Origin of the sequence: Collinsella aerofaciens (assembly GCF_005844325.1) — a bacterium.
GTDB classification, from domain to species: domain Bacteria; phylum Actinomycetota; class Coriobacteriia; order Coriobacteriales; family Coriobacteriaceae; genus Collinsella; species Collinsella aerofaciens_G.
Genome location: NZ_SPFY01000030.1, coordinates 1 through 22,806, shown reverse-complemented (window position 1 = coordinate 22,806; position 22,806 = coordinate 1). Strand labels below are relative to the sequence as shown.

The 22,806-nt window shown below is 58.9% G+C and carries 16 protein-coding genes and 1 tRNA gene; 4 read left to right on the top strand and 13 right to left on the bottom strand.

Annotation, left to right across the window (positions count from 1 at the left end; all coding sequences use genetic code 11):
• Positions 1–143 precede the first annotated feature (143 nt).
• From FGQ61_RS08465 to FGQ61_RS08445, 5 genes are all read right to left on the bottom strand, one after another.
• Positions 144–1,343 carry an ABC transporter ATP-binding protein gene (locus FGQ61_RS08465; RefSeq protein WP_138375222.1) on the bottom strand — a complete coding sequence of 400 codons (1,200 nt, stop codon included), beginning with the start codon at positions 1,341–1,343 and terminating at the stop codon, positions 144–146.
• A gap of 67 nt (positions 1,344–1,410) precedes the next feature.
• Positions 1,411–2,250: a carbohydrate ABC transporter permease gene (locus FGQ61_RS08460; RefSeq protein WP_006235865.1), complete on the bottom strand. Its 840-nt coding sequence runs from the start codon at positions 2,248–2,250 to the stop codon at positions 1,411–1,413.
• Positions 2,250–3,104: a carbohydrate ABC transporter permease gene (locus FGQ61_RS08455; RefSeq protein ID WP_055285610.1), complete on the bottom strand. Its 855-nt coding sequence runs from the start codon at positions 3,102–3,104 to the stop codon at positions 2,250–2,252. The genes FGQ61_RS08460 and FGQ61_RS08455 overlap by 1 nt, the downstream gene beginning before the upstream one ends.
• Before the next feature lie 87 nt (positions 3,105–3,191).
• Positions 3,192–4,508, bottom strand: a complete 1,317-nt coding sequence (locus FGQ61_RS08450; protein ID WP_138341397.1) for an ABC transporter substrate-binding protein — start codon at positions 4,506–4,508, stop codon at positions 3,192–3,194.
• Between the two features lie 306 nt (positions 4,509–4,814).
• Positions 4,815–5,534, bottom strand: coding sequence for a GntR family transcriptional regulator (locus tag FGQ61_RS08445; protein WP_138375221.1), 720 nt, complete (start codon positions 5,532–5,534; stop codon positions 4,815–4,817).
• Positions 5,535–5,763: 229 nt separating this feature from the next.
• Between FGQ61_RS08445 and FGQ61_RS08440 the strand changes: the two genes are divergently transcribed.
• From FGQ61_RS08440 to FGQ61_RS08425, 4 genes are all read left to right on the top strand, one after another.
• Complete coding sequence (locus tag FGQ61_RS08440) at positions 5,764–8,214, top strand: PTS transporter subunit EIIC (protein ID WP_138375220.1); 2,451 nt, start codon at positions 5,764–5,766, stop codon at positions 8,212–8,214.
• Between the two features lie 125 nt (positions 8,215–8,339).
• Entirely contained in the window at positions 8,340–9,353 is a 1,014-nt protein-coding gene (locus FGQ61_RS08435) for a polyprenyl synthetase family protein (protein ID WP_138375219.1), read from the top strand.
• Positions 9,354–9,491: 138 nt separating this feature from the next.
• Entirely contained in the window at positions 9,492–10,397 is a 906-nt protein-coding gene (locus tag FGQ61_RS08430) for a peptidoglycan-binding domain-containing protein (protein ID WP_022094145.1), read from the top strand.
• Between the two features lie 38 nt (positions 10,398–10,435).
• Positions 10,436–10,507 (top strand) — tRNA-Gln (locus FGQ61_RS08425).
• Positions 10,508–11,003: 496 nt separating this feature from the next.
• Here the strand turns inward: FGQ61_RS08425 and FGQ61_RS08420 are convergent.
• The 8 genes from FGQ61_RS08420 to acpS all read right to left on the bottom strand — a co-directional run bounded on the left by FGQ61_RS08420 (position 11,004) and on the right by acpS (position 22,596).
• Positions 11,004–13,175, bottom strand: coding sequence for a hypothetical protein (locus FGQ61_RS08420; protein ID WP_138375218.1), 2,172 nt, complete (start codon positions 13,173–13,175; stop codon positions 11,004–11,006).
• Between the two features lie 184 nt (positions 13,176–13,359).
• Positions 13,360–15,249: a carbon starvation CstA family protein gene (locus FGQ61_RS08415; RefSeq protein WP_138375217.1), complete on the bottom strand. Its 1,890-nt coding sequence runs from the start codon at positions 15,247–15,249 to the stop codon at positions 13,360–13,362.
• A 523-nt stretch (positions 15,250–15,772) separates the two neighbouring features.
• Positions 15,773–18,157 (bottom strand): tRNA (adenosine(37)-N6)-threonylcarbamoyltransferase complex transferase subunit TsaD, encoded by a 2,385-nt coding sequence (gene tsaD / locus FGQ61_RS08410; protein WP_138375216.1) that lies wholly within the window; start codon positions 18,155–18,157, stop codon positions 15,773–15,775.
• Complete coding sequence (gene tsaE, locus FGQ61_RS08405; protein ID WP_138113463.1) at positions 18,144–18,650, bottom strand: tRNA (adenosine(37)-N6)-threonylcarbamoyltransferase complex ATPase subunit type 1 TsaE; 507 nt, start codon at positions 18,648–18,650, stop codon at positions 18,144–18,146. Before tsaE ends, tsaD begins: the two co-directional genes overlap by 14 nt.
• A 12-nt stretch (positions 18,651–18,662) precedes the next feature.
• Positions 18,663–19,283, bottom strand: coding sequence for a uracil-DNA glycosylase (locus tag FGQ61_RS08400; protein ID WP_006235848.1), 621 nt, complete (start codon positions 19,281–19,283; stop codon positions 18,663–18,665).
• Positions 19,284–19,291: 8 nt separating this feature from the next.
• Positions 19,292–20,437: an alanine racemase gene (alr, locus tag FGQ61_RS08395; RefSeq protein WP_035137770.1), complete on the bottom strand. Its 1,146-nt coding sequence runs from the start codon at positions 20,435–20,437 to the stop codon at positions 19,292–19,294.
• 2 nt (positions 20,438–20,439) lie between these two features.
• The gene (locus FGQ61_RS08390) at positions 20,440–22,056 is read right to left on the bottom strand and encodes an NAD(P)H-hydrate dehydratase (RefSeq protein ID WP_138375215.1); all 1,617 of its coding nucleotides are present in this window, start codon (positions 22,054–22,056) and stop codon (positions 20,440–20,442) included.
• Entirely contained in the window at positions 22,057–22,596 is a 540-nt protein-coding gene (gene acpS / locus FGQ61_RS08385) for a holo-ACP synthase (protein WP_138375214.1), read from the bottom strand.
• Between the last annotated feature and the right edge of the window lie 210 nt (positions 22,597–22,806).

The window sequence follows — 22,806 nt, the reverse complement described above, 5'->3', positions numbered from 1 at the left end:
AGTCCCTTGCGGCGTAGTTCTTATTTAAGCCGTCCAGGTTTTGGGGTGCAGTTCAGCGGACGGGAGGGGAGCCTTATATGTGACCGCGGCAAAAGGATGGCAATACCGCAGTCGCCCAAAGGGAGGGCCTGGATGCACCGGGCCTAGATAAGGTTCTTGCCAGACACCTTATCGAAGAGATGGGTCGCGTTCTTCTCGAACTTGAACCAGATGGTGTCGCCAGCCTTGAGCGCGCCCTTGGCCTCGAGGTCGACGACGGGGATAATCAGGACAAACTGGCCGTCGGGGGCGGTCACGTGGACGTGCTCGGTCGAACCCATGAGCTCGGTCACCTCGACGGTACCCTGGAGCGCACCCTCCTCGCCCTTGTCGGCAAGCAGGATCTGCTCGGGGCGCACGCCGGCCGTGATCTCCTTCACGTCGCCGCCGTCCCAGTTAAGAGCGAGTTGAGCGCAGGTCTCGGGGGCGAGAGCAACGTTCATGTCCTCGGTCTTGACGGTAAAGCCGTTGCCCGAGCGCACCAGCTGGGCATCGAAGAAGTTCATCTGCGGCACGCCGATGAAGCCGGCGACGAAGATGTTCGCGGGATGGTTGAAGACCTCCTGCGGCGTGGCGATCTGCTGGACGACGCCGTCCTTCATGACCACGATGCGGTCGCCAAGGGTCATGGCCTCGGTCTGGTCGTGAGTGACGTAGATGAACGTGCCCTTGATCTCGTGGCGCAGCTTGATGAGCTCGGCACGCATCTGGTTACGAAGCTTGGCGTCCAGGTTGGACAGCGGCTCGTCCATCAGGAAGACCTTGGGGTCACGCACGATGGCGCGGCCGATAGCGACACGCTGACGCTGGCCGCCCGAAAGCGCCTTGGGCTTACGGTCGAGGTACTCGGTAATACCCAGGATCTCGGCAGCGGAGCGAACCTTACGGTCGATCTCGTCCTTGGAGACCTTCTTGAGCTCAAGCGTAAACGCCATGTTCTCGTACACCGTCATGTTGGGGTACAGAGCGTAGCTCTGGAACACCATGGCGATGTCGCGGTCCTTGGGCGCCACGTCGTTGACCCGCTTGCCGTCGATGAGCACGTCGCCCGAGGTAATGTCCTCCAGGCCGGCGACCATGCGCATCGTCGTGGACTTACCGCAGCCAGACGGGCCAACGAGGACGACGAACTCCTGGTCGTGAACGGTGAGGTTAAAGTCCTCAACAGCGAGCACGCCATCCTCGGTAACCTTGAGGTTGTGCTTCTTCTCCTCGGTCTTCTTCTTTTTGCCAAAGAAGCCCTTCTTTTTGGACTCGGTGTTGGGATACACCTTCTGAACATGTTTGAGAACGATCTCGGCCATGTCTTTACCTTTCGATATGCGGCACCATGTTGAGGGCGCCGCAGAAACTTGCAAAACAGTTACGGCATCAGCCCTTGACGGCACCTGCCACCACGCCGTCGATGATGTACTTCTGGCAGAGGATGTACATGATGACGATGGGGATAACGACCATCATGATGCAGGCCATCATGGGGCCGAGCTCGACGTGGCCGTAGCCGCCGCGGAAGTACTGGATCAAGATAGGAATGGTCTTGTACTTGGTGGAGTCGAGCGTAAGGTAGGGCAGCAGATAGTCGTTCCAGACCCACATGGTCTCGAGGATGCCGACCGAAAGATAGGTGGGCTTCATGATGGGAAGGACGATCTTAAAGAACACCTGGACCGGGTTGCAGCCGTCGATCATGGCCGCCTCTTCGATCTCGAGCGGGATGTTCTTTACAAAGCCGGCGAACATAAAGACCGCCAGGCCCGCGCCAAAGCCGAGGTAGATAAAGCAGATGTTGAACGGCGTGTTGAAGCCGATGCGGTCCGCCAAATTGGACAGCGTGAACATGAGCATCTGGAAGGGCACGACCATCGAGAAGACGAACAGGTAATAGAAGAAGTTCGAGATCTTGCTGTTGACGCGCACTACGTACCAAGCACACATGGAGCAGCACACCAGAATCAGCACGACCGACGTGACCGTGATGATGAGCGAGTACATAAATGCCGAGGCAAAGCCCTGCTCGTTAAGGGCATGCATGTAGTTTGCGAGGCCGTTGAACGTCTCGGGCGTGAGCAGATCGAATGCCGTGGTGGTGCTGATTGCAGTTGCCTTTTTAAAGGAATTGAGCGCAATCATGAACACGGGGTAGATCCACGCGAGCGACAGAATCGTAAAGAAAATCGAGAGCGCGCGGTTGATAACCTTATCGCGTTTCATTACTGCTGCACCTCCTTGGACCTCGTGGCCTTAAGCTGAATCATGGAGATGGCTACGACCAGGATGCAGAAGATAACTGCCTTGGCCTGACCGATGCCCTGCCATGCGATACCGGCACGCGAATAGAACGTGTTGTAGATGTTCAGGGCGAGCATCTCGGTGGAGTGCGCGGGGGCGCCGCCGGTAAGGGCGAGGTTCTGGTCGAACAGCTTAAAGCCGTTGGTGATGGACAGGAACAGGCAGATAGTGATGGTCGGCATCAGGTTAGGGATCTTAACCTTCCAAAACGTCTGCCATGCCGTGGCACCGTCGACCTTGGCGGCCTCGATGTAGTCGGACGGAATGGACTGCAGACCAGCGATGTAGATGATCATCATGTAGCCGACCTGCTGCCACAGGGTCAGGATGATAAGGCCCCAGAAGCCAGCAGCAGAGTTAAGGGCGATGAGCTGGGCGCCCACGTTGGAGAGCAGGCAGTTGATCAGAATCTGCCAGATGTAGCCCAGCACGATGCCGCCGATCAGGTTAGGCATAAAGAAGATCGTACGGAAGATGTTGGTGCCCTTGAGCGCTTTGCGGGTGAGCGCCTGCGCGATGGCGAGGGCGATCACGTTGATGAGCACCGTCGACAGGAAGGCAAACGCCACGGTAAAGAAGAACGACGTGGCAAACTGCGGATCGGACAGTGCGCGCACGTAGTTCTCGATACCGACAAAGTGCGTGTTGTTGATGGTAATAAACTGGCAGAACGAGAGATAGAAACCCTGGATAAAGGGGATCACGAACCCGATCATAAACGCCAGACACGTGGGCAGCATAAAGAGCGGCCACCAGCGCTTGAGTGCTTTGCCCATAGAAGGGTCCTTTCAATATGCAGGGGGCGGGCAAACCAACGTCTGCCCGCCCCCTGTCGCTAATCAGATAGCTTGGGCAGCAACTGCTTACTCGGAAGCAGCCTTCTCGGTCTTCCAGCCATCGACGAAGGCGTTCTTGACGCCGTCCCACTTGCTGTTGTCGGCAGCATAGGCAATCAGAGCCTGCTTGAGGTTCTTCTTCCACTCCTCAGAGGGGATGTAAACGAAGTCCCAAGCGACGGTCTTCTTGCCGTCCTTGGCCATGGCAACGGCCTGCTGCGAGAAGACGTTGGTGGTCTCCTTAGCGCTCTTGAACGGGGCAGTCAGACCCATCTTGTCAGCGATGATGCTGGTGGCGGTGTCAGAAGTGACGCACCAATACATGAAGTCCTCGGTGGCCTTCTGGGCATCCTCGGAAGCCTGGGAGCTGACGCACCAGTAGTTCTCGCCGCCGGAGCACAGGCCCTGGTTCTCCTCGCCGTCGACACCGATGTAGATGGGCATCATGCCAATCTGATCGTCGGTCATGCCGGCCTTGGTGAGGTCAGCGTAGGCCCAAGAACCGTTCTGATAGAAGACGGCCTTGCCGGTTGCGAACTCGTTGGTGGCGTCGTCGCCGGTCTTGGAGGCAAGCTGCGAAGGATCGCAGGTGGAGTCGGTGATGTACAGGTCGAAAATCTGCTTGAAGTTGTCGAGATACTCGCCCTTGATCTCGTCGTCCTCCTGGTTGTGCTCCTTCTCGAACTCGTAGTAGAGCGGGAGGTTGGCGAGGTGGGTGGTGTAGCGCCAGCTGGAGGAGTCATCCATGCCGGCGGAAGTAAAGGCACCCTCAACACCAAGCTCGTCCTTGCGGGCCTGGATGTCGTCGGCACAAGCCTTCAGCTTGTCGAAGGAGTTGATGTCCTCGGCCTTGTAGCCAGCCTTCTCGAGCAGCTGCTTGTTGTAGATGATGCCGTAGCTCTCCTGGACCCAGTCGATACCCAGATCCTTGCCGTCGGACTGCAGAGCCAAGGAGTCGTCAATGAGCTCACCGCGAAGCTTGGTATCGGACAGGTCGGCGCAGTAATCCTTCCAGTTCTTAAGGCCGGTGGGGCCGTTGACCTGGAACAGGGTCGGAGCGGAGCTCTTGGACATCTCGGACTTGAGCTTCTCCTCGTAGGTGTTGGAGGCGGCGGTCACGATCTTGACCTCGACGCCCTTCTCCTTCTTATAGGCCTTGGCGATCTCCTTCCACTCCTTATCGACCTCGGGCTTGAATTGGAGGAAGTAGACCTCGGCAGCGTCACCAGAAGCAGAGGAGCCGGAGCCGGCAGAACCACCGCAGCCCACGAGACCCAGACCAAGAACCGCAGCCGCGGAACCAGCAAAGCCCAGGAACTGCCTTCTGCTCATTTCGTTCTTCATTACAATCCACCCTTTCACACCGTGGCGGCACCCTTTGCCGCCGCCTTCGGAGATTGGCTCGGGGACTTTGCCCCTTTTGCTGATTTGTACGATACGCTATTTGGCTAGTTGTTTGAACAAGTATTACTAGAGCGGTAGAAAAACTTCGGTGAACGGTAATTTCAACTTGATACTTGACAAGTTTTGTATAAACAATTATTTGTTATCGAATGCAGAGAAAACGCCCGGTCAAGCCGATGCATCGTCGGTTTGACCGGGCGTTTTCTCTTTGAGGGCATGAGTCTCGTCAGGCTGCGAGCTAGCCGGCTATCGCTTGGAATTGACGCGGTAATGGAAGATCTCGGGGTGTGTGCGAGTGTGCGTCACCTCAAACAAGATGCCATCCGAGGTGTACGACTGACTCTCCATGACGGCAACGCAGTTGTATTTGCCGAGGTCAAGATAGCTGCAGTCTTCATCGTTGGCGAGCTCGACACTCACCGTACGGCGGCTCGCCATCACTTTGACACCGCGCTTGTGCTCCAGATAGCCGTAAATAGAATCTGCCGCGATCTCGGGGGTCAGGCCCTTGGCGATCGACGCCAAAAAATAGCCATGGTCCACTTGGCGCGCGTTGCCGTTGAGGCTTCGGACACGCACTACGCGAATAAGCTCCTCGCCCACCCTAAAGCCCAGGCGACAAGAGAGCTGCTCGGTGCAAATCAAATGTTCAAAGGACTTAACGACCGTCGATGCAACGGCATTGTTGCGCTTTGCAAACTCGCCAAACGACTCAACCTCTTCGAGTGCGCCCAACATGTCGGTTTCGCCCTTAAGCCAAATAACGCGCACGCCCTTGCCGTGTATGGGCTGCACAAACATCCCGTCGGCCAGCATGCTCAAAGCGCGGCGGACGGTATTGCGCGTGCAGCCAAATTCCGCGGTCAGCTCGGCTTCGGTTGGCAGCATCTCCTGAAACGCATAGGTCCCGTTAATGATGCGCGAACGGATCTCGCGGTAGATTCCTTCGTATATCGCTTTTGGCATTGTTTCACCTCTACATAATTTATTTCCGGCTAGGCACGATAGCATTTCTTAAAGTTGTTTAAACCGAATATCGGTAAAGCGACAGGATTTAACCGTTGACGGTTTCTGTCGTGCCCAAATCGGTTTCGCTCAAAACTGCCGGTACGACAATCGTCTGGTCCTCTACAATGAATCCATTGTTTAAACGTTTCCCCACGCGCAACGCGCCTCGATATTCGGAAGGCAGAACATGCTGCAAAAAATCCAACGCTTTGGCGGGGCGATGTTCGCTCCCGCCATGCTGTTTTCTATATCGGGCCTCATGGTCGGCGTCTCCGCTCTCGCAACGACTGCGGACATCGTCGGCGATCTCGCCGTATACGGAACCCCTTGGTACGTTTTTTGGACCATCATCCAGCGCGGCTCATGGACGGTCTTTAAACGCCTCCCGCTCCTTTTTGCCGTAGCGCTGCCTATCGGTCTTGCCCAAAAGCAACCGGCACGCTGCTGCCTCGAGGCACTCGTGGCCTATTTTGCCTATTGCTTCTTTTTGAGCGAGATCATTAAGCTGAGCGGAGACAACCTTGGACTTAAGTACCCGTCATCTTTGACCCCCGCCAACGGTATCACCGTCATCGACGGCATTAAGACGCTCGACACCGGCATTATCGGCCCGCTGGCGGTATCGGCAACCGTCGTCGCCATCCATGACCGCTTCTACGATGCCAAGGTTCCCGATTGGCTCGGCACCTTCTCGGGCTCCTCGCTGGTCTACCTCATCAGCTTTTTTGCCGTGTTTGCCCTTGCCGCTATCTCGGCCGCCATCGTGCCCTCCGTATACGCAATGACCGAAACGCTGCGCCATGCACTTACGAGCGTCGGCCCCTTTGGCGTGGGCATCTTTGTGCTTTTGGAGCGAGCACTCGAGCCCATGGGGCTGCACCACCTGCTCTACATGCCGATCTACTACGACAACCTGGTCATTAACGACGGCATCTACGCCACGTGGAGCAGCTTGCTCCCCATCCTCTCCCATAGCACGCGCCCCCTTAATGAGCTTGCGCCGTGGGCCGGTTTTACCGCCACTGGCTGGGTCAAGCTCTTTGGCCTTCCTGCCATCGCAGCCGCGTTCTACTCCACCGCAAAACCCGAGCGCCGCGCCGGCCTCAGGGTCATCCTTGTTCCCGCCATCATCGCCTCGGTGGTTTGCGGTGTTACCGAGCCACTCGAGTTTCTCTTTATGTTCACCCACCCCGGGCTCTTTTTTCTCTACGCCGTCTTATCGTCTTGCCTTGCCACAACCATGAATCTCTTTGGCATCGTCGGCATCTTCTCAGGCGGCCTCATGGAGATGGCAGCCTTCAACTTTATTCCGCTCATGCGCACGCATGCCGGTGCCTATCTTTTGGCGCTCGGTATCGGCCTTGCCTTTAGCCTCATCTTTTTTGTTAGTTTTCGAGCACTCATCTTGGCCTATGACCTTAAGACGCCGGGCCGCGAGGATCATGTCGCCAATCGCGCGGCAATCGATCGTTTAACGGAAAGCGGCTTTGCCAAAGAGCAATCTCCCAACGACGAGGTCGATAGTCGATCCGATCAAGATCACGTCCTCGCTGAGCGGGTAATTCAGCTTTTAGGTGGCGTTGGCAATATCGTGGGCGCAACCAACTGCGCCACGCGTCTGCGCGTCGAGGTCGCAGACCCTTCCATCGTTGCAGATAACGCGTCGTTTGTCGCGGTGGGCGCCAAGGGCCTCATCATTACCGGCAAGACCGCCCAGGTGGTCATCGGCATCTCCGTTCCCCGCGTTAAAGAGCATTTTGACCAGATCATGGGCCTCGAGCCGGAATTTGTGCCCACCACCTCGGCCTCCCCTGCCGCCAGCGCAGCCCATAAGCGCGGCGATATCTGCTTCTTCGATATCGACGGAACGCTCGCCTGGCAAGACCCCAGGCTCGCCCAAGACCTTCCCGAAGACGAGCGGGACCTCTCCCCCTATCCCAACGAGGCGGTTTCGCAGGCAATCCGCGAGTTTGTCGCCAACGGCAACATGGCCTTTATCTGCACGGGGCGCACCCTCAGCTGCATCCACCCCAAACTTTTTGAGCTGCCCTGGACCGGCATCGTCTGTCTTGCGGGCGGTTACGCCGAGATCAACGGACACGCAATTCGCGATCTGTCGATGACGCCCAGCATGCTGCAGCATCTTGCCCCCTATCTTGAGCAATCGGGCGAGGTCATCCGCTTTGAGGGCCTCAACGGCGTCGTGCGCATGAGTGCCGATGCCCCCGATGCCCCCGGATACGCGCGCACCCTGGGCGACGCAGTCACGCAGCTGCAACATTACAGTGTCTACAAGATCTTGATGTCTACATCGCTCGCCAACCACATCGCTCAAGATAAGGCACTTGAGCCGCTGCTGTGCTTTAACGAGCTCGAACTCGAGGTAACCGAAATCTCGCCCCGCGAATGCACGAAGCGCGGGGGCATCCAGTCTGTACTCGACGCCCTCGATCCCCACCACGGAACCGTATACGGCATCGGCGACGCCAGCAATGACGTCTCGCTGATGAACGCCGTCGATGTCGGTATCGCCATGGGCAATGCGCCGGACTATCTCAAAAAGCGCGCCGACTACATCACCGACTCGGTCGACAAAGATGGCGTCGTCAAGGCGCTCGAGCACTTTAGGCTTATATAAGCAGCCGGCACGCGCACACGTCCCGTTTCCCCAAATCGCCAAAACAGACGCGCCGGCAACTCCAATGTGGCAATATGGTATCTGCACACCGCAACGATGCAACCTAAGAAAGAATGCGAGAACCCGTGTCCAGTCCGTTTACCAGCTTTTTAGCCCAGCACTTTGACCAGATCAACGACTATCTGGCCACGTTCTTTGACGGACAGGCGACCTCTGCCGATATCGAGCGCTACCTGTATACCCCGCTCTCGGCATTTACCGCCAATGCCGGCAAGCGCCACCGCCCGCTCATCTGCATGCTCGCCGCCACCGCAGTGGGCGGCAGCTTTGAGAGCGCCCGCAGCGCCGCGGCGGCCATCGAGCATTTCCAGTCGGGTGCGCTCATCCACGACGACATCGCCGATAACGGGCAGCTGCGCCGCGGTAAGCCCTGCATGCACCTCACCGAGGGCACGGGGCTTGCTATCAACTGCGGCGACCTGGCACTTACCATGGTCACCAAGACGGTTCTCGACGACCCCACGCTGGAGCCCAACGTAAAACTCCGCGTGCTCCACGAGCTTACCGAGATGATCGTCCGCACCATCGAGGGCCAGGCGCTCGACCTGGGTTGGGTACGCGACGGGCGCTTCGACATCTCGGTCGACGATTACCTGGACATGGCGACGCACAAGACCGCGTACTACAGCGGAGCCACGCCGCTTGCCACCGGAGCCATCATCGGCGGAGGCAGCGAGGAGCAAATTGAGGCGCTGCGCGCCTTTGGCCTGCACACGGGCCTTGCCTTCCAGATTCAAGATGATCTGCTCAACTTGATCGGTACCAAGGAGGCCGCCAACAAGGACTTCCGCACCGACATCACCGAGGGCAAGCGCACGCTTGTCGCCGTACACGCCCTCTCCGATGAGCGCTATCACGACGAGATTGAAGCGATCCTCTCCTCGGGCACCGAGGACCCCGCGCAGCTCGCACGCGCCGTGGAGATCTTCCAGGAGACCGGCTCCATCGATTACGCCCACACTTACGCGCTCGACCTGACCGCTAAGGCCAAAGCGGCCATCGAGAACGTTGAGCTTGATCCGCACGCACGCGAGCTGTTCCTCTCCATGGCAGATTTCTTTGTGGAGCGCCTTAACTAACGGGGGTTATAAAACCTGTCAGCAGCGTATTTAGGCACAACTTGCTACACTGTTGAGTGCATGTTTATGCATCCCTTTGCGTTGTCTATCCGACAGACGCTCAAATAGTACGAATGGTACGCCGAAAGGGGTTCGTTCATGGAACCTATTACAACGGGCATGCAAGGAGCAGCCGTCGAGGACGTGCAGTCTCGTCTCCTGCAGCTCGGCTACACGATTGATGCCGCCGAAGTCACCGACAAGTACTTTGGAGCCACCACTGAGCAGGCCGTCAGCACCTTCAGGCTCGACAGCGGCCTTGCTGCCGGTCATGCCGTCGATATCCCCTGTTGGAGCGCCCTTGTAGACGCTTCGTATAAGCTGGGCGACCGCACCCTCTATCTACGCATGCCCAATTTCCATGGCGCCGATGTGCAGGCCCTGCAGCGCGCTCTCAACGTTTTGGGCTTTGCCTGTGGCGAAGACGACGGCTACTTTGGTCCGCATACCGAGGCCGCCCTGCAGCAGTTCCAGGAAAATGTCGGCCTGTTTGCCGACGGCATGGCCTTCCAGGACACCTACGCCTACATCAACCGCCTGCACCATGTGTGGGAGGGCAAGCCCTCGGTCACCGAAGCCGAGTCCCGCATCGGTTTTGCTCGCGCCGCCAACGTGCTCGAGCGCTTCCAGATTGCCGTTATCGGCGAGGACCCCATCGCACGCAGCGTTGCGTCGCGCATGTGGAATATCGCCACGGCAACGACCGACAACAGCGGCATGATGCTCTGCGACTCCGAGGTCCCAACCGACGTTGACCTAGTGCTCGAGATCGCAAGCGATGAGCTGCCCGCAGATGCAGCGCCGCGCGCCACGATCGCCCTCGCCGAGTGCCACAACCTGGCCCAGCGCATCCGCACTGCCAATGTCGCCGCGCAGCAGAAGCCGGCACGCATTCGCATTGAGCTCACGGGCATGACGCGCTACAACGGCACCTTCACGGCCAGCGACGCGCAGACACTCGCCGTACGCCTGCTCGACGGCGTTTGCGATGCCCTCGCAGATTAGGTAAACTAAACGAGTTGCTTTTGGGCAACACCGCACATTGGGACGTAGTTCAACGGTAGAACTCCGGTTTTTGGTGCCGGCTGTTGGGGGTTCGAATCCCTCCGTCCCAGCCCTTAAGAACACAGCGCTCCGGGCCCTTATGAACCTGGAGCGCTTTCTTGTGGGCAAGCGGAGGGATTCGAACCCGCAAGGGTGCGGAGCTGAGGAAACGCGAAGCGTTTTCCAGCGCAGCACGCAAGGAGCGAAGCGACGCAGCGGGGCGCGGCCGCCGAAAAGGCGGACGCGGAATCCCTCCGTCCCATACCAGTCGAGAACACCTCGCATCAAGAAATATCAGCCCAGTTCCGAAAAGCGAGCCGCCATCTACAAAATGGCGCGTGGCCCCGGCGGACCGGGCATTAAGCTTGTCGCGAGTTCCGCACGCAAAGAAGGCCACGCGACCTCGATGTTTTGGACGTGACAGCGAGAGGGGTCCTGGTATGGCAAGGTGACGTGAAACAAGGCGGCGCTGACCTTCTGGTCGCGCCGCCGAAGTTGAACGTCAGATTGCCGTGCCAGGGCCCCTCGCAGCGTCAGGAAGACCGCCGTTCGGTAGAACGGCGGAATCTAGTTGTTGAGCATGCGGTCGAAGCTTCCCGAGTCGCCATCCCGATAGTCTGCGGTCATCAGAATCTCCTGCGGAATGCGCCCGCCCTCGCGCAGCACGTTGCGGAACTGCACGCGCGTAACCATGGGCAGATCCTTGATCGTCGCCGCCAGGTTCTGCGGCACGCCCTGGTTGGCAGCCGCGGGCTCGCACTCGCCGCCGGCCTTCACGCGACGCTTATGCTCGGCGAGCATAGCGCGATACATGCCGGCATGCAGGCGAATCTCAACCACATTGGCATTGCGAGTCTGCTCGACGATACGCGCGCCCTCGCGATCGATATCGCCCACGTAGTAGACGTAGTTAAAGCGATAGCCAATCTCGGCCAGATAATCGTCCAGGGCATGCGAGACGCTCGCCTTGCATCCGCCGCCAAAAATCACGCCGCCCACCTTGATGCCAAAGAGCTTGGCGTGCTTGCGGCCACGCAGCAGCTTGACGATCTCGTCGTAGGTGTCCAGGTTCTCGACCATAATGAACGGCTTGTCGGCTCCCAGCGTAAAAAAGCCCGTAAAGTGCACGGGGCGATTGGGGGCGACCTTGATCGCCTGCATGCTGATGCCCTTTTCGGTCATACGCCTGATCAGGCGCTCACCGTGCTTGCCGTCAAAAGCCTTCTCGTCGTTAAAGATCTGGTAGGCACGCTGGCGGCGCGAGGCAACCGGCGTATCGGCACCTCGGTTCTGCTCGATCCAAGCCTGGATGATTGCGATTTCCTCGGCAATCTTGCGGTTGGACATCTCGTTGTGCTGAGTGCGCTGCGGAGCCTTTTTGCCGTCCTTGCCCTCGACCTTTACGATCTGTGTCTGCTGCTCCTTGATCTTAGAGAGCGCCGTAGGCGTAGGGACAACTTTGAGCAGCTGCCTGCCTAAAACGCGGGCAAGGGCAAACGCCGAGACCTCGCCGTGGACTGCCGACTTGGGCTGCTGGGCAGCAGTATCTGCTGCGGTAGACTCCGGCTTCCTCTGAGACTTGCGCTTAGAATCGCCTTGGGAATTGCGCTCGCGCTTCGGCATAGGCGCCTGCTTCTGCGGACGATCGGACTTGCTCTCCTTCGCCGGCTGGCGCTTAGGCTGCCCCGAAGAAACCTCGACCTTCGCATCCTCGTCCTGTGGCATGGTCTTCTCGGCTGCAGTCTCGGCATGGGAACTGCGGCCCCCACGATGGCGACGGCGGCGAGGCTTGCTCGACGCGCCCTGCTCCGCCTGCTCATCAGTAGGCTGCTGGCCCTTGGCCTCGGCATCAACCTCAAGCTGCGGCTCAGCAGGCTTCTGTTCGCGAGCCGCCGCCTCAACGGCCTTCTCGTCCTGAGTGGTCGAAGCCGGCTCGCTCTTCTCCTGATGCCTTACGGGATACGCGCGCCCCGCAAAACCACGTCCGGGACGGCATGAACCCGGAGCCTTCTTGACCGGTTCATCGGACGCGTCAGCAGCCTCGACGGAATCCTGGACCTCGCATGCAATACCTCGCTGCTCGGCCTTAAAGTGGGCACCGCGGCGACGCTTGGGGTCCTGGATCTCAGCATGCTCTTGAGCGCGAGTCGGCTCCTGCATCCCGACGGACTTTTCCTCGACGGCCTCAGCATCCGTCTCACCCTTTTGAGCAACGGCGCGACGGAAGCGCTCCTGCTGGGCGCGGCGCTGCGCATCGCGCTTGCCACCCCCGCCAAAACCGCCGCGTCCTGCCTTGGCCGTAAAGGCACGCACGACGTTCTCATCGAGCAACTCATCGGTATCGACATGCTCACGCGGAGCAACTTCTTCCACAGCAGGCACGTCAGCAGAATCCTCGACGACAAAATCTTCGACGGACTCGGCAGGCTGCTCCTGGACATCGCGGATCTCGGCATTGATGGTATAGAACGCCGGGCGCCCGTTAATGCCGCTACCCTCGATCTTTGTCACGATATTTGCCGCGATAAGCTCATCGCGCATCGCCTTGGTGTCACATTCCTTATCGACGGAGCGGAAAATCTGCGCCAGCGCACTCGACTTAATCTTGAGCACCTTGCGGCAGAGCAGGTCGTAGGCAACCAGCTTGGCACGCTCGGCAGAAAGCGACGTCCGGCTGCTCAGACGTTCAGCCAGGGCATCGACATTATTTTGGTTATCGGAATATACCGTCTTGGCCACGGGGCCCCTTTCATATGCACACATATACGTCTATATGGTACAACGCGCGCCCTTATCCACGCAAAACATCTGCGAGAACACTCGAGCGTCACCCGCTTTTGCATGAAAAAAGGACCGAGCCCGCGAAATCGCGGACCCGGTCTTTCCGAGTCATATAGATGTGACGTTCAACTCGTCAGGTCAACTAAGCCTTGGCGGCCTCGGCGTCGGCAGGAGCCTCAGCGGCAGCGGCGCGGCCGTACTCGGCCTTGCCCATCTCAGACCACTCGGGCTCCTCGTCGGGCATGGAACCGGCCTCCTTGCCGAAGAACTCCTTGAGGCAGTTAACGGCAACGATGAGGCCCAGGACCATCAGCAGGACGGCGAAGACAAGCTGCAGGCCCTTGGTGGCGGCGACGGAGACGGCGGCCGTGGTGGCGGTAGCCGGGATGGTGCCGAAGAAGCCGTAAGCCTGGACAGCGGCCATGCAGCCCATGGCGCTCTGGACCAGCGAGGTGAAGGTGCAGCAGAGCAGGAAGGCGACGGGCACATAGAGCATCCAGCCCTTGCGGCCGGTGCACTTGCAGAACACGGCGAGGGTGATCATGGTCATGCCGCCGAGCAGCTGGTTGGAAGCACCAAAGAGCGGCCAGATGTTGGCATAGCCACCAAAAGCGAGGGCGAAACCGGGAAGCAGGGTAACGACCGTGGCGAACCAGGGGTTGCCGAGGACCTTCATGTAGCCGGCCTTGGACTCGATGGCCAGGGCATCGTTGGTCTGGGCAAAGAACTCGGAGAACGAAGTGCGGGCGATGCGGGCGACGGCGTCGAGCGAGGTCAGGGCCAGAGCGGAGACGTTCATGGTCATAAAGACGGTAGCGAGCGTGCCGTCAACACCGAAGGCCTGCATACCGCGGGAGATGCCAGCGGCGAAGATCTGGAACGGGGTGGAAGCGACACCGGCGTTGAGGGCGCCGGTACCGGCGGTGTTCATGTCGGAGAACATGATGCCGGCGACGATGATGGCAAGGATGCCGACGAAGGACTCGACGATCATGGCGCCGTAACCGACCTTGACGGCGTCCTGCTCCTTCTCGACCTGCTTAGAAGAGGTGCCGGAAGAAACGAGGCTGTGGAAACCGGAGAGAGCACCGCAAGCGACGGAGACGAACAGGACCGGGAACATCATGCCGGAGGCAGTGGAGAAGCCGGTGAAGACCGGAGCGGTGATAGTGGCCTGACCGTTGACGCCCAGGACGACGATGCCGAGGACAGCGCAGACGATCATGACGATCATCATGATGGAAGTGAGGTAGTCACGCGGGGTCTTGAGCATCTGGATGGGCATAGCGCCAGCGAAGACCAGGTAGACCATGACGACGGCGAACCACTGGAACTTATCCAGGTAGACCGGGAACTGCATACCGACGGCGAACATGAGAACCATGAGGACAACGCCGGTGACGAACTCGGCAGCGCCGGTGAGGTTGAACTTCTTCTGGGCCCAACCAAAGGCGATAGCGACGAAGGTGAACAGGATGGAGATGGTACCAGCGCAGCCGGCGGCATAGGACTTGGTGAAGTCGATGGCACCGGTAGCAGCACCAGAAGCGTCAACGGCCGGGGTGAACATGAACGTCTTGCAGACCATGTCGGTGAAGGCGGCGATGACGATGATGCAGAACAGCCAGCAGAACAGCAGGAACAGGCGACGGCCGGTCTTGCCGATGTACTTCTCGATGAGCTGAGCGAGCGACTTGCCGTTGTTCTTCATCGAAGCGTACAGGGCACCAAAGTCGTGGACGGCGCCAAAGAAGATGCCGCCGATGAGGACCCAGAGCACGACAGGCAGCCAGCCAAAGGCCATGGCGACGATCGTACCCGTGACAGGGCCAGCACCGCAGATCGAGCTGAACTGGTGCGAGAACGCGGTGAAGGCGGAGACGGGCGAGAAGCTCTTGCCGTCCTTCATGCGCTTGGCCGGCGTGAGGGCCTCTTTGTCAACGCCCCACTTGTTGGCCAGCCATCGGCCATAGCCCAGATAGCCGCAGGCGAGCACCGCCGCGGCCACAACCATGAGCAAAACTCCGTTCATTACATTTCCTCCTCTAAAAAGAACTTCCTAGACATAAAAAATGAGGGCCGTCGGTTGCGCTCGACGGCCCTCATCTTCATCAGCCGCCCGTTATCGTACGGGCTAGCTGTATGTGCTAACCCGCATCAGATAATTACTACGCTGATAATGTTTAGCTGATGCGTGAACATGTCTAAGAAATCCTCTTCAATCATGATGTGAACGATCCGTGCGTGTTCACATCCCCCAGTGGTTGAAAAGGAGTATGAAACTTTAGTTACCTAAAGTCAACGCAAATATGTAATGAATTTTCAACTTTTTTGAATTTCTCGGTACAAAACGCCATTGACCTCGGACTTTACCCCACGACAGTTTTTGCATGAGAGATGCCCCTGAGAGTCGCGGGAGCCGGGCGGCGCATATGAACTTTATCGCGAGTTCCGCACGCAAAGAAGGCCACTTAATGCGGCCTTCGTCTTGCGCAGGACTGTAGAGCAGGAAACCTTATATCCGGCCCCTCCGTCCGGGGACCGCGCCGTACCAGCTACAGCGTCATGTTTGGATCGGCGTCGACGTCGAACGGCGAGATTTCACCTCGGTCGAATTTACGGCGAGCGACCTCCGCGATCATGGCTGCGTTATCGGTACAGGCAGACAAGGGCGGCACCGTTACGCGAATCCCCTGACGTCCAAGCTTCTTGATCATCATCTCGCGCAGATGCGGGTTGGCCGAGACGCCGCCGCCGATGCAGTATTCCTTACATCCGGTAGCGTGCAATGCGTTTTTGGCCTTCTTGTACTGCACGTCAAAGACAGCCGCCTCAAACGAAGCCGCCAGATCGGGCAGGTGAATCGTGCGCCCGGCTTTGGTCTCTTGCTCGATGTAGAGCGTCACCGCCGTCTTGAGGCCCGAAAGCGAGAAACGATAGTCTCCCCTGCTGTTAAGCGCGCGGGGAAAATCGATCGCCTTGGGGTTGCCTGTCTCGGCCAGCTTGGAAATGATGGGGCCACCGGGATAGCCCAGGCCCAACGCCTTGGCCACCTTGTCGAAGGCCTCGCCCACGGCGTCGTCGAGCGTCTCACCGAGCACCTCGTAATCGTCCCACGCCTTCACGTGCACGAGCATGGTGTGCCCACCCGAGACAAGCGTGAAGATAAACGGCGGTTTGAGGTCGGGTTGCGCCAGCAGGTTGGCAAACAGGTGCCCCTCCAGATGGTTGACGCATATGAGCGGCTTACCGGCAGCGTAGGCAAAGCCTTTGGCAAAGGCAACGCCCACCACGAGGGCGCCCACCAGGCCCGGACCCTGTGTCACGCCCACGGCGGCAAGCTCGCTGGGCGCAATCGCCCCACCCTCAAGGCCAAGCGATGCCGCGGCATCCTCGAGCGCCGCATCTACGACACTCACAATCACCTCAACGTGCTTGCGCGAGGCGATCTCGGGCACCACGCCGCCAAAGCGGGCGTGAAAATCAATCTGTGTCGACACCTGGTTGGCCAGCATATTGCCATCCGCATCGATAATCGCCACGGCCGTCTCGTCGCAGGAACTCTCGATAGCGAGCACTAGGCGACGACGCTCAATTTCAGCGCGCTCCTCAACGGTTCGCTCGGGCGCAGGCAGCGGCCATACACGCTGCTCAGCCGCCGTCGGCTCGGGCGAAGCGTTGTCGACCGGGAGCACCAAGGGCAGCGGCGCCGTCATGACGATGGCATCCTTGCCGGCACCATAGTAGCCGCGGCGCCGTCCTGCCTCGGTAAAGCCCAGAGCGTTATAAAGCGCGATCGCTCCCTCGTTGCCGTCCTCGACCTCGAGCGAAGCCGTGGTGCAGCCGAGCATCTGGGCATCATAGCTCACATGCGACAGCAGCTTGCGGGCAATGCCCTCACGGCGATGTGCCGGGTCGACGGCGACATCCAGAATCTGCACATCACCGTCCACGACCATACCGCCGGCAAGGCCCAGCAGCTTGCCGTCGTCGTGTGCCACCCACCAACTACGCGGCGCAGCGACGTCCTCGCCCAGTTCGGACAGGAACATGCCCGGCGTCCACGCCTCGTGTCCGGCACCTTCAAAGCAGGCAGCCTCCAGCGCGCTCGCGCCCTCGGCATCCGCCGCGCCCATGGGACGGAACTGCAGATGACGACCGGCGAGCTCATCGGCAACACCCGTAATTTCGCTCTGCGCACTCTCGGCAAGACCAAGACGCTTGCGCTCGTTTTCCTCGGCATCCGAAAGGCGCGTGTAAATCGGCAAGACGCGGGCCGGATCGCCGTCACCCGCAGCGTGCGCGAGCAGCAAGCCCTCGCCCGAAGGCCACCACAGGTCGCGCTCCACGCAGCGGGCGGTCTCGTCCTCGCCCAGCAGCTTGCCATAGCGCACGAGACCGTCACCGGTCAGCTGAACCTGGTCCCAGTCCGCTGCTTGGCGCCACTCATCGAGCGCAACGGCGGCCTTGACCACGTGTTCGCGCTCAAATTGACGCTCGGGACCCTCATCGACCAGCATATACAGCGCCGGATATACCTCACCGCGCATAGCATCGGCCAAGATACCAAGCTTGCCGCGCACGCCAGCCTTCCACGCCGTCCAAGCGTAGGCGTCGAGCGTCGACACGCCCAGCAGCGGAACATTGGCACCACGCGCGAGGCCCTTGGCAGTGGAGATGCCGATGCGCACACCCGTAAAGGACCCCGGGCCGCGGCCGACCACATAGCAACCAACATCGCTGCGATCCAGACCGGCTTGAGCCAGCACGCCATCAACGGTATTCACGAGCTCAACGTTGGCGTGACGGCGACACATGTGGTCGCCACTCACGAGCTTCGTCTCGCCCGTCTGCCCATCAATCCAGCTTGCCGCGCAGGCAAGCATGTCGGTCGAGGTATCGAGCGCCACCACCAGCGCGTTGTCGTTATGCAAGCTCATCTTGTACAGCCCTATCAATCAAATGGGAAAGCTCCATTGCGCGGTCACCGTGCGCCTCAAGCGTTATCGTTCGCACATCGCTGTCGCCCTCATCACGCTTGAGCGTCACCGAAAGATACTCATCCGTCAGCTCGTCCTGGAATTGTTCGCCCCATTCCAGCAGGCAAGCACCCTCATAGCCCAGCACATCGAAAATGCCCGTATCCTCGAGCTCGTAGGCATGCTCCAGGCGGTATAGATCAAAGTGAAACAGCGGAATACGACCTTGATCGTGAACGGCCATGAGCGCAAACGTAGGGCTCGTAACCATATGCCCATCGCCCAGCCCGCGCGAGACGCCCTTGGTAAAGTGAGTTTTGCCCACCCCCAGGCCACCGGTCAGGATGAGCACATCGCCGTCCTCAAGGCACGGTGCAATTAGCTCGCCAAAGTACTCCGTATCGGCAGCGCAAGTCGTTTTGTAAGTACCTACCCCCAGGCGCTCCAGGGACATATATGCTCCTTATTATTCCGAGGCGTCCTCTGGTGCGGGATGTCGCTCCAGATAATCGCCCAGCATCTTAAAGTCTTCCTCCAGCAGCTCCTGCCACGCCGGATTGCGCAGCGCTGCTGCCGGATGAAAAGTGGGCATTACTACAAAATGCCCCATCTGGTGGAACCTGCCGCGCAGCTTAGTAATACCAATCTCGGTCTTAAGCACAAAGTGTGTCGCGGGGTTGCCGAGCGTCACGATAATATCGGGCCAGATGCTTCGAATCTGCTCACGCAAAAACGGCGAGCAAGCCAGCACTTCCTCGGGACGCGGATTGCGGTTTCCCGGCGGGCGGCACTTAAGCACGTTGGCAATGTAGACGTCTTCGCGTTTGAGCCCCGCCAGCGACAAAATGCCGTTGAGGTCCTCGCCTGCCGCCCCCACAAAGGGCTCGCCCTGCAAATCCTCATTGCGGCCCGGCGCCTCACCAATAAACATCACGCGAGCGCGGGGGTTTCCCACGCCAAACACGATATTGTGACGCGACTGGTAGAGCTGGCAGAGGTGACAATCGCCCAGAACGGCCTCAATTTCCTCGAGTGCGACCTCACGTGGTGCCTGATGGGTATGGCCGGGGATGTGCATGACGCCCATAGCGGCTCCTACACGTAGACCTTGTCGAGACGCATGCCAAAGCCGCAGGCGACCTCGTAGTTAATCGTTCCGCGCAGTCGGGCCATCTCGTCCATAGTGATCTCGGCATCGCCATCGCGGCCGACAATGATCATCTCGTCACCATACTCGGCCTCGGGAATCTCGTGTGCCGGGTTGGACTGAATGGCGACCATAAACTGGTCCATGCAGATATTGCCAACCTGATGCACACGCTCGCCGCGATACAGCACATCCATACGATTGGAAAGCGTACGCGATAGGCCATCGGCATAACCGATCGGCAGCGTGCAGATCTGAACGCGCGTACGCGGTACGCGGTAGGTAAAACCGTAGCCCACGCCCTCACCCATCGCAGGGTGTGCCACGCGCGTCACACGCGCATGGACGCTCATAACGGGATCAAGCTGCATCACGCGGCCACTCAGCTCGCACGGCTGCATGCCATACAAGCCAACGCCGGCGCGGATCATATCAAAATGCATCGAGGGGTCAAGCATCGAGGACGGCGTGTTGGCGCAGTGCACGATACCGCACTCAAAACCCGCATCCTTAATGGCCTGAACGGCCTCGGTAAAGCGCTGACACTGCAGCTTGTAGTCCCAGCCCGAAGGTTCATCGGCCGTGGCGAAGTGCGTAAATACGCCGTCACACTGAATACCGCGATGGAAATTTATACCGCGGACAAAGTCGAGCACCTGCGTGTAGTGAACGCCGATACGATTCATGCCCGTCTCGATGGCGAGATGATACTTGCCCACTTTGCCCGCCGCGACGGCACATTCGCCATACGCAAGAGCAAAATCAGACGTATAGACCGAAGGCATGATATCAAACTCGAGCAACGTCGGAATGGCCTCGATAGGCGGCTCGCTTAGGATGAGGATGGGTTTCGTAATCCCGCCCTGTCGGAGCTCAACGCCCTCGTTAACCGTCGCCACGGCAAACATGTCGGCACCGGCCGAATACATGATCTTGGCGCACTCAACAGCTCCATGACCATAAGCATCGGCCTTGACCACGCAGCACAGGCGCTGACGTGGATTCAGCAAGTTCTTATAGGCCCTCGTGTTGCGACGGAGCGCCCCGCGGTCGATCTCGACCCAGGACCAGCGCGTCAAATCGGCTTTATTCATGATTAGTCATCCGACCCTTCGTCCATGATTCCCAGATCTTCGAGCGCATCCTTTGCCGCCAGTTCCATGGCCGGACCGATCAAGTCGATAAGATCGGTCGCGATGACGCTCTTCTCACCATACTCCGTCGCCGCGGCAAAACCGGCGTAGCTGTGAAGTGCGACGGCGTACGAATACAGCAGCTCCCAACGATCCATCTCGTCGCGCATGGTGGCAAGCGTGCCGGCCAAAATACCCGCGAGAACATCACCCGAACCGGCAGTTGCCAGAGAAGCCGGACCCGAGAGCGGCAGCAGCACACGCTCAACGCCACAGATAGCCGTCGTCGGCCCCTTGGCAATGACCACCAGATTGTCAGAGCCTGCAGCCCAGACAACCTTCTGCGCGGCTGCAATCGCAGTACCAAGGTCGTTCACCTCGTCACCGGCAACCAGACGCGAAAGTTCACGATAGTGCGGCGTCATAACCAACGGCTGCTCGCGACGATACATCTCGGGATTACTATCAATACCGTCAATGGCAATCTTAGCAAGGCAGTTGAGTGCATCGGCGTCCAAGATAAGCGGCACATCAAGCTCGAGCAAGCCCGAAACCACCTGCATAGCGCCGGCAGATGTCGTCATACCGGGACCGCACAGCACACAGCTGTACTTCTTTGCAATCTCGCACACAGTCATGCGCGCAGCGGCGCCAAAGGAGCCGCGGGAATCAGACGGAATAGCAAAGACGGGAATCGAAGGAAGTGCCATGCGAATAAGATTGGCGCAGGCGTCAGGAGCCGCGACTGCCACGTAACCAGCACCCGCGCGAGCTGCAGACTTGGCCGCCATAATGGCAGCACCAGGATATTGCGCAGATCCGGCGACAATAAGCACAGAGCCACGGGAATACTTATCGATATTCGTAGGTAGTGGGGCAAAGTAATCAACTAAGTCACCGGGCTCGACAATCTCGGCGGCGTGGTCGACATCATCGATGACCTCGTCAAGACGGTCGTAAAGATTGCCGCAGATCAAATCGCCAGCATACTCAGGGCCATCAGCGCTATACAGACCAATCTTGGGCGCAATCATCGTCACCGTATGCTCGGCACGAATGCAGTCGTCATCAACAACGCCCGTCTCGGCATTCAGGCCCGAGGGGACATCAATGGATACGACACAATCGGCGCATTCATTGACCGTAGGAATCCAGATGGAGAACGGCGCACGCAGATTCCCGTGAAAACCGGTACCAAAAATGGCATCGACAACAACATCGGCCTTATCGATCAAAACCTCGAGTTCGTCACGCGAAGGGCCGACGCAAACGTGCACATCGCGGCCGGCAGTACGACGAGCAACATGACGTGCCAGAGCAGCAGGAATCTCATCCGGTTCAACCGGAGAAACGATATCCACGTCCACACCCTTATGGCTCAGGATTTCGGCGGCAACCCAACCGTCGCCGCCGTTATTACCAAAACCGACCAGAACGAGAACCCGATCGGGATTGAGCTTCAAGACCTCGTTGGCGGCAAACTCACCCGCTAGCTCCATAAGCTCGGCCTTCGAAGTCCCTTCGCGTTCGATGATATCCTCGAGACGAACGACTTCTTCGGTACTCAAAACCGGTTTCATCTATGCTCCTAGCGTATCTTGCGAAGCATCGCCCAGGTGCTCCGTCAATGCTGAATTCTGCAGCTGCTCAAGCTCATCTAAAACAGAGCGAGCCTCTTTAAATGTCTGCGCAACGCGTTTCTTGGTGCTCACCTTTTCCTCTTTTGGCTTAGGCCGAGCATCTTCGGTAATCGCGATGGCATTCGCAACGGCTAAGTCTCCTGTAAGCGTAATGGAAAGAGCAACCTCAACAACACCCAGCTCTTGAGCGATCTCGAGTGCACGACCCGAAAGCAGCGCCTTCGGTTTGCCGAGTTTATCACGCGTTACCGAAACATCCTTGCGACCCACGCCTTGACTAAAACCCGTGCCGAGAGCTTTAAGCACCGCCTCGCGCGAAGCAAAGCGGCTCGCATAGTGAGCGGCGGGGCGCGATGATGCATCGCAATACGCACACTCTTCTTCGGTAAACACACGCCGAGCAAACGACGGCGTCTTTTCAAGAATTGATTTCATGCGGGAAATCTCGACGATATCAACGCCGATACCAGCTTCAGCCATGTTCACCTCCATATCGCACAGACTAAGTTATTGTAGCCCGTTCACAGAAGATGCGACAAACGAGGGTTATAAAACACAGCTACTATGTGAGACAAAAGCCCGTAAACGCAAAAAAGGGGGAGGCCGCGAGGCCTCCCCCTTCCAAGTTCAAGCGTACGGCTCGGTGCCGTCCACCGGTCAGCGGCGCCCTGGCCTCCCACGGGCTGACCC

Coding starts and splice junctions, on each gene's coding strand:
- FGQ61_RS08460 (WP_006235865.1), bottom strand. CDS start 2,250: ATGAAACGCGATAAGGTTATCAACCGCGCGCTCTCGATTTTCTTTACG.
- FGQ61_RS08415 (WP_138375217.1), bottom strand. CDS start 15,249: ATGAACGGAGTTTTGCTCATGGTTGTGGCCGCGGCGGTGCTCGCCTGC.
- FGQ61_RS08445 (WP_138375221.1), bottom strand. CDS start 5,534: ATGCCAAAAGCGATATACGAAGGAATCTACCGCGAGATCCGTTCGCGC.
- alr (WP_035137770.1), bottom strand. CDS start 20,437: ATGAATAAAGCCGATTTGACGCGCTGGTCCTGGGTCGAGATCGACCGC.
- FGQ61_RS08390 (WP_138375215.1), bottom strand. CDS start 22,056: ATGAAACCGGTTTTGAGTACCGAAGAAGTCGTTCGTCTCGAGGATATC.
- acpS (WP_138375214.1), bottom strand. CDS start 22,596: ATGGCTGAAGCTGGTATCGGCGTTGATATCGTCGAGATTTCCCGCATG.
- tsaD (WP_138375216.1), bottom strand. CDS start 18,157: ATGAGCTTGCATAACGACAACGCGCTGGTGGTGGCGCTCGATACCTCG.
- FGQ61_RS08465 (WP_138375222.1), bottom strand. CDS start 1,343: ATGGCCGAGATCGTTCTCAAACATGTTCAGAAGGTGTATCCCAACACC.
- FGQ61_RS08455 (WP_055285610.1), bottom strand. CDS start 3,104: ATGGGCAAAGCACTCAAGCGCTGGTGGCCGCTCTTTATGCTGCCCACG.
- FGQ61_RS08400 (WP_006235848.1), bottom strand. CDS start 19,283: ATGGGCGTCATGCACATCCCCGGCCATACCCATCAGGCACCACGTGAG.
- FGQ61_RS08440 (WP_138375220.1), top strand. CDS start 5,764: ATGCTGCAAAAAATCCAACGCTTTGGCGGGGCGATGTTCGCTCCCGCC.
- FGQ61_RS08450 (WP_138341397.1), bottom strand. CDS start 4,508: ATGAAGAACGAAATGAGCAGAAGGCAGTTCCTGGGCTTTGCTGGTTCC.
- tsaE (WP_138113463.1), bottom strand. CDS start 18,650: ATGTCCCTGGAGCGCCTGGGGGTAGGTACTTACAAAACGACTTGCGCT.
- FGQ61_RS08430 (WP_022094145.1), top strand. CDS start 9,492: ATGGAACCTATTACAACGGGCATGCAAGGAGCAGCCGTCGAGGACGTG.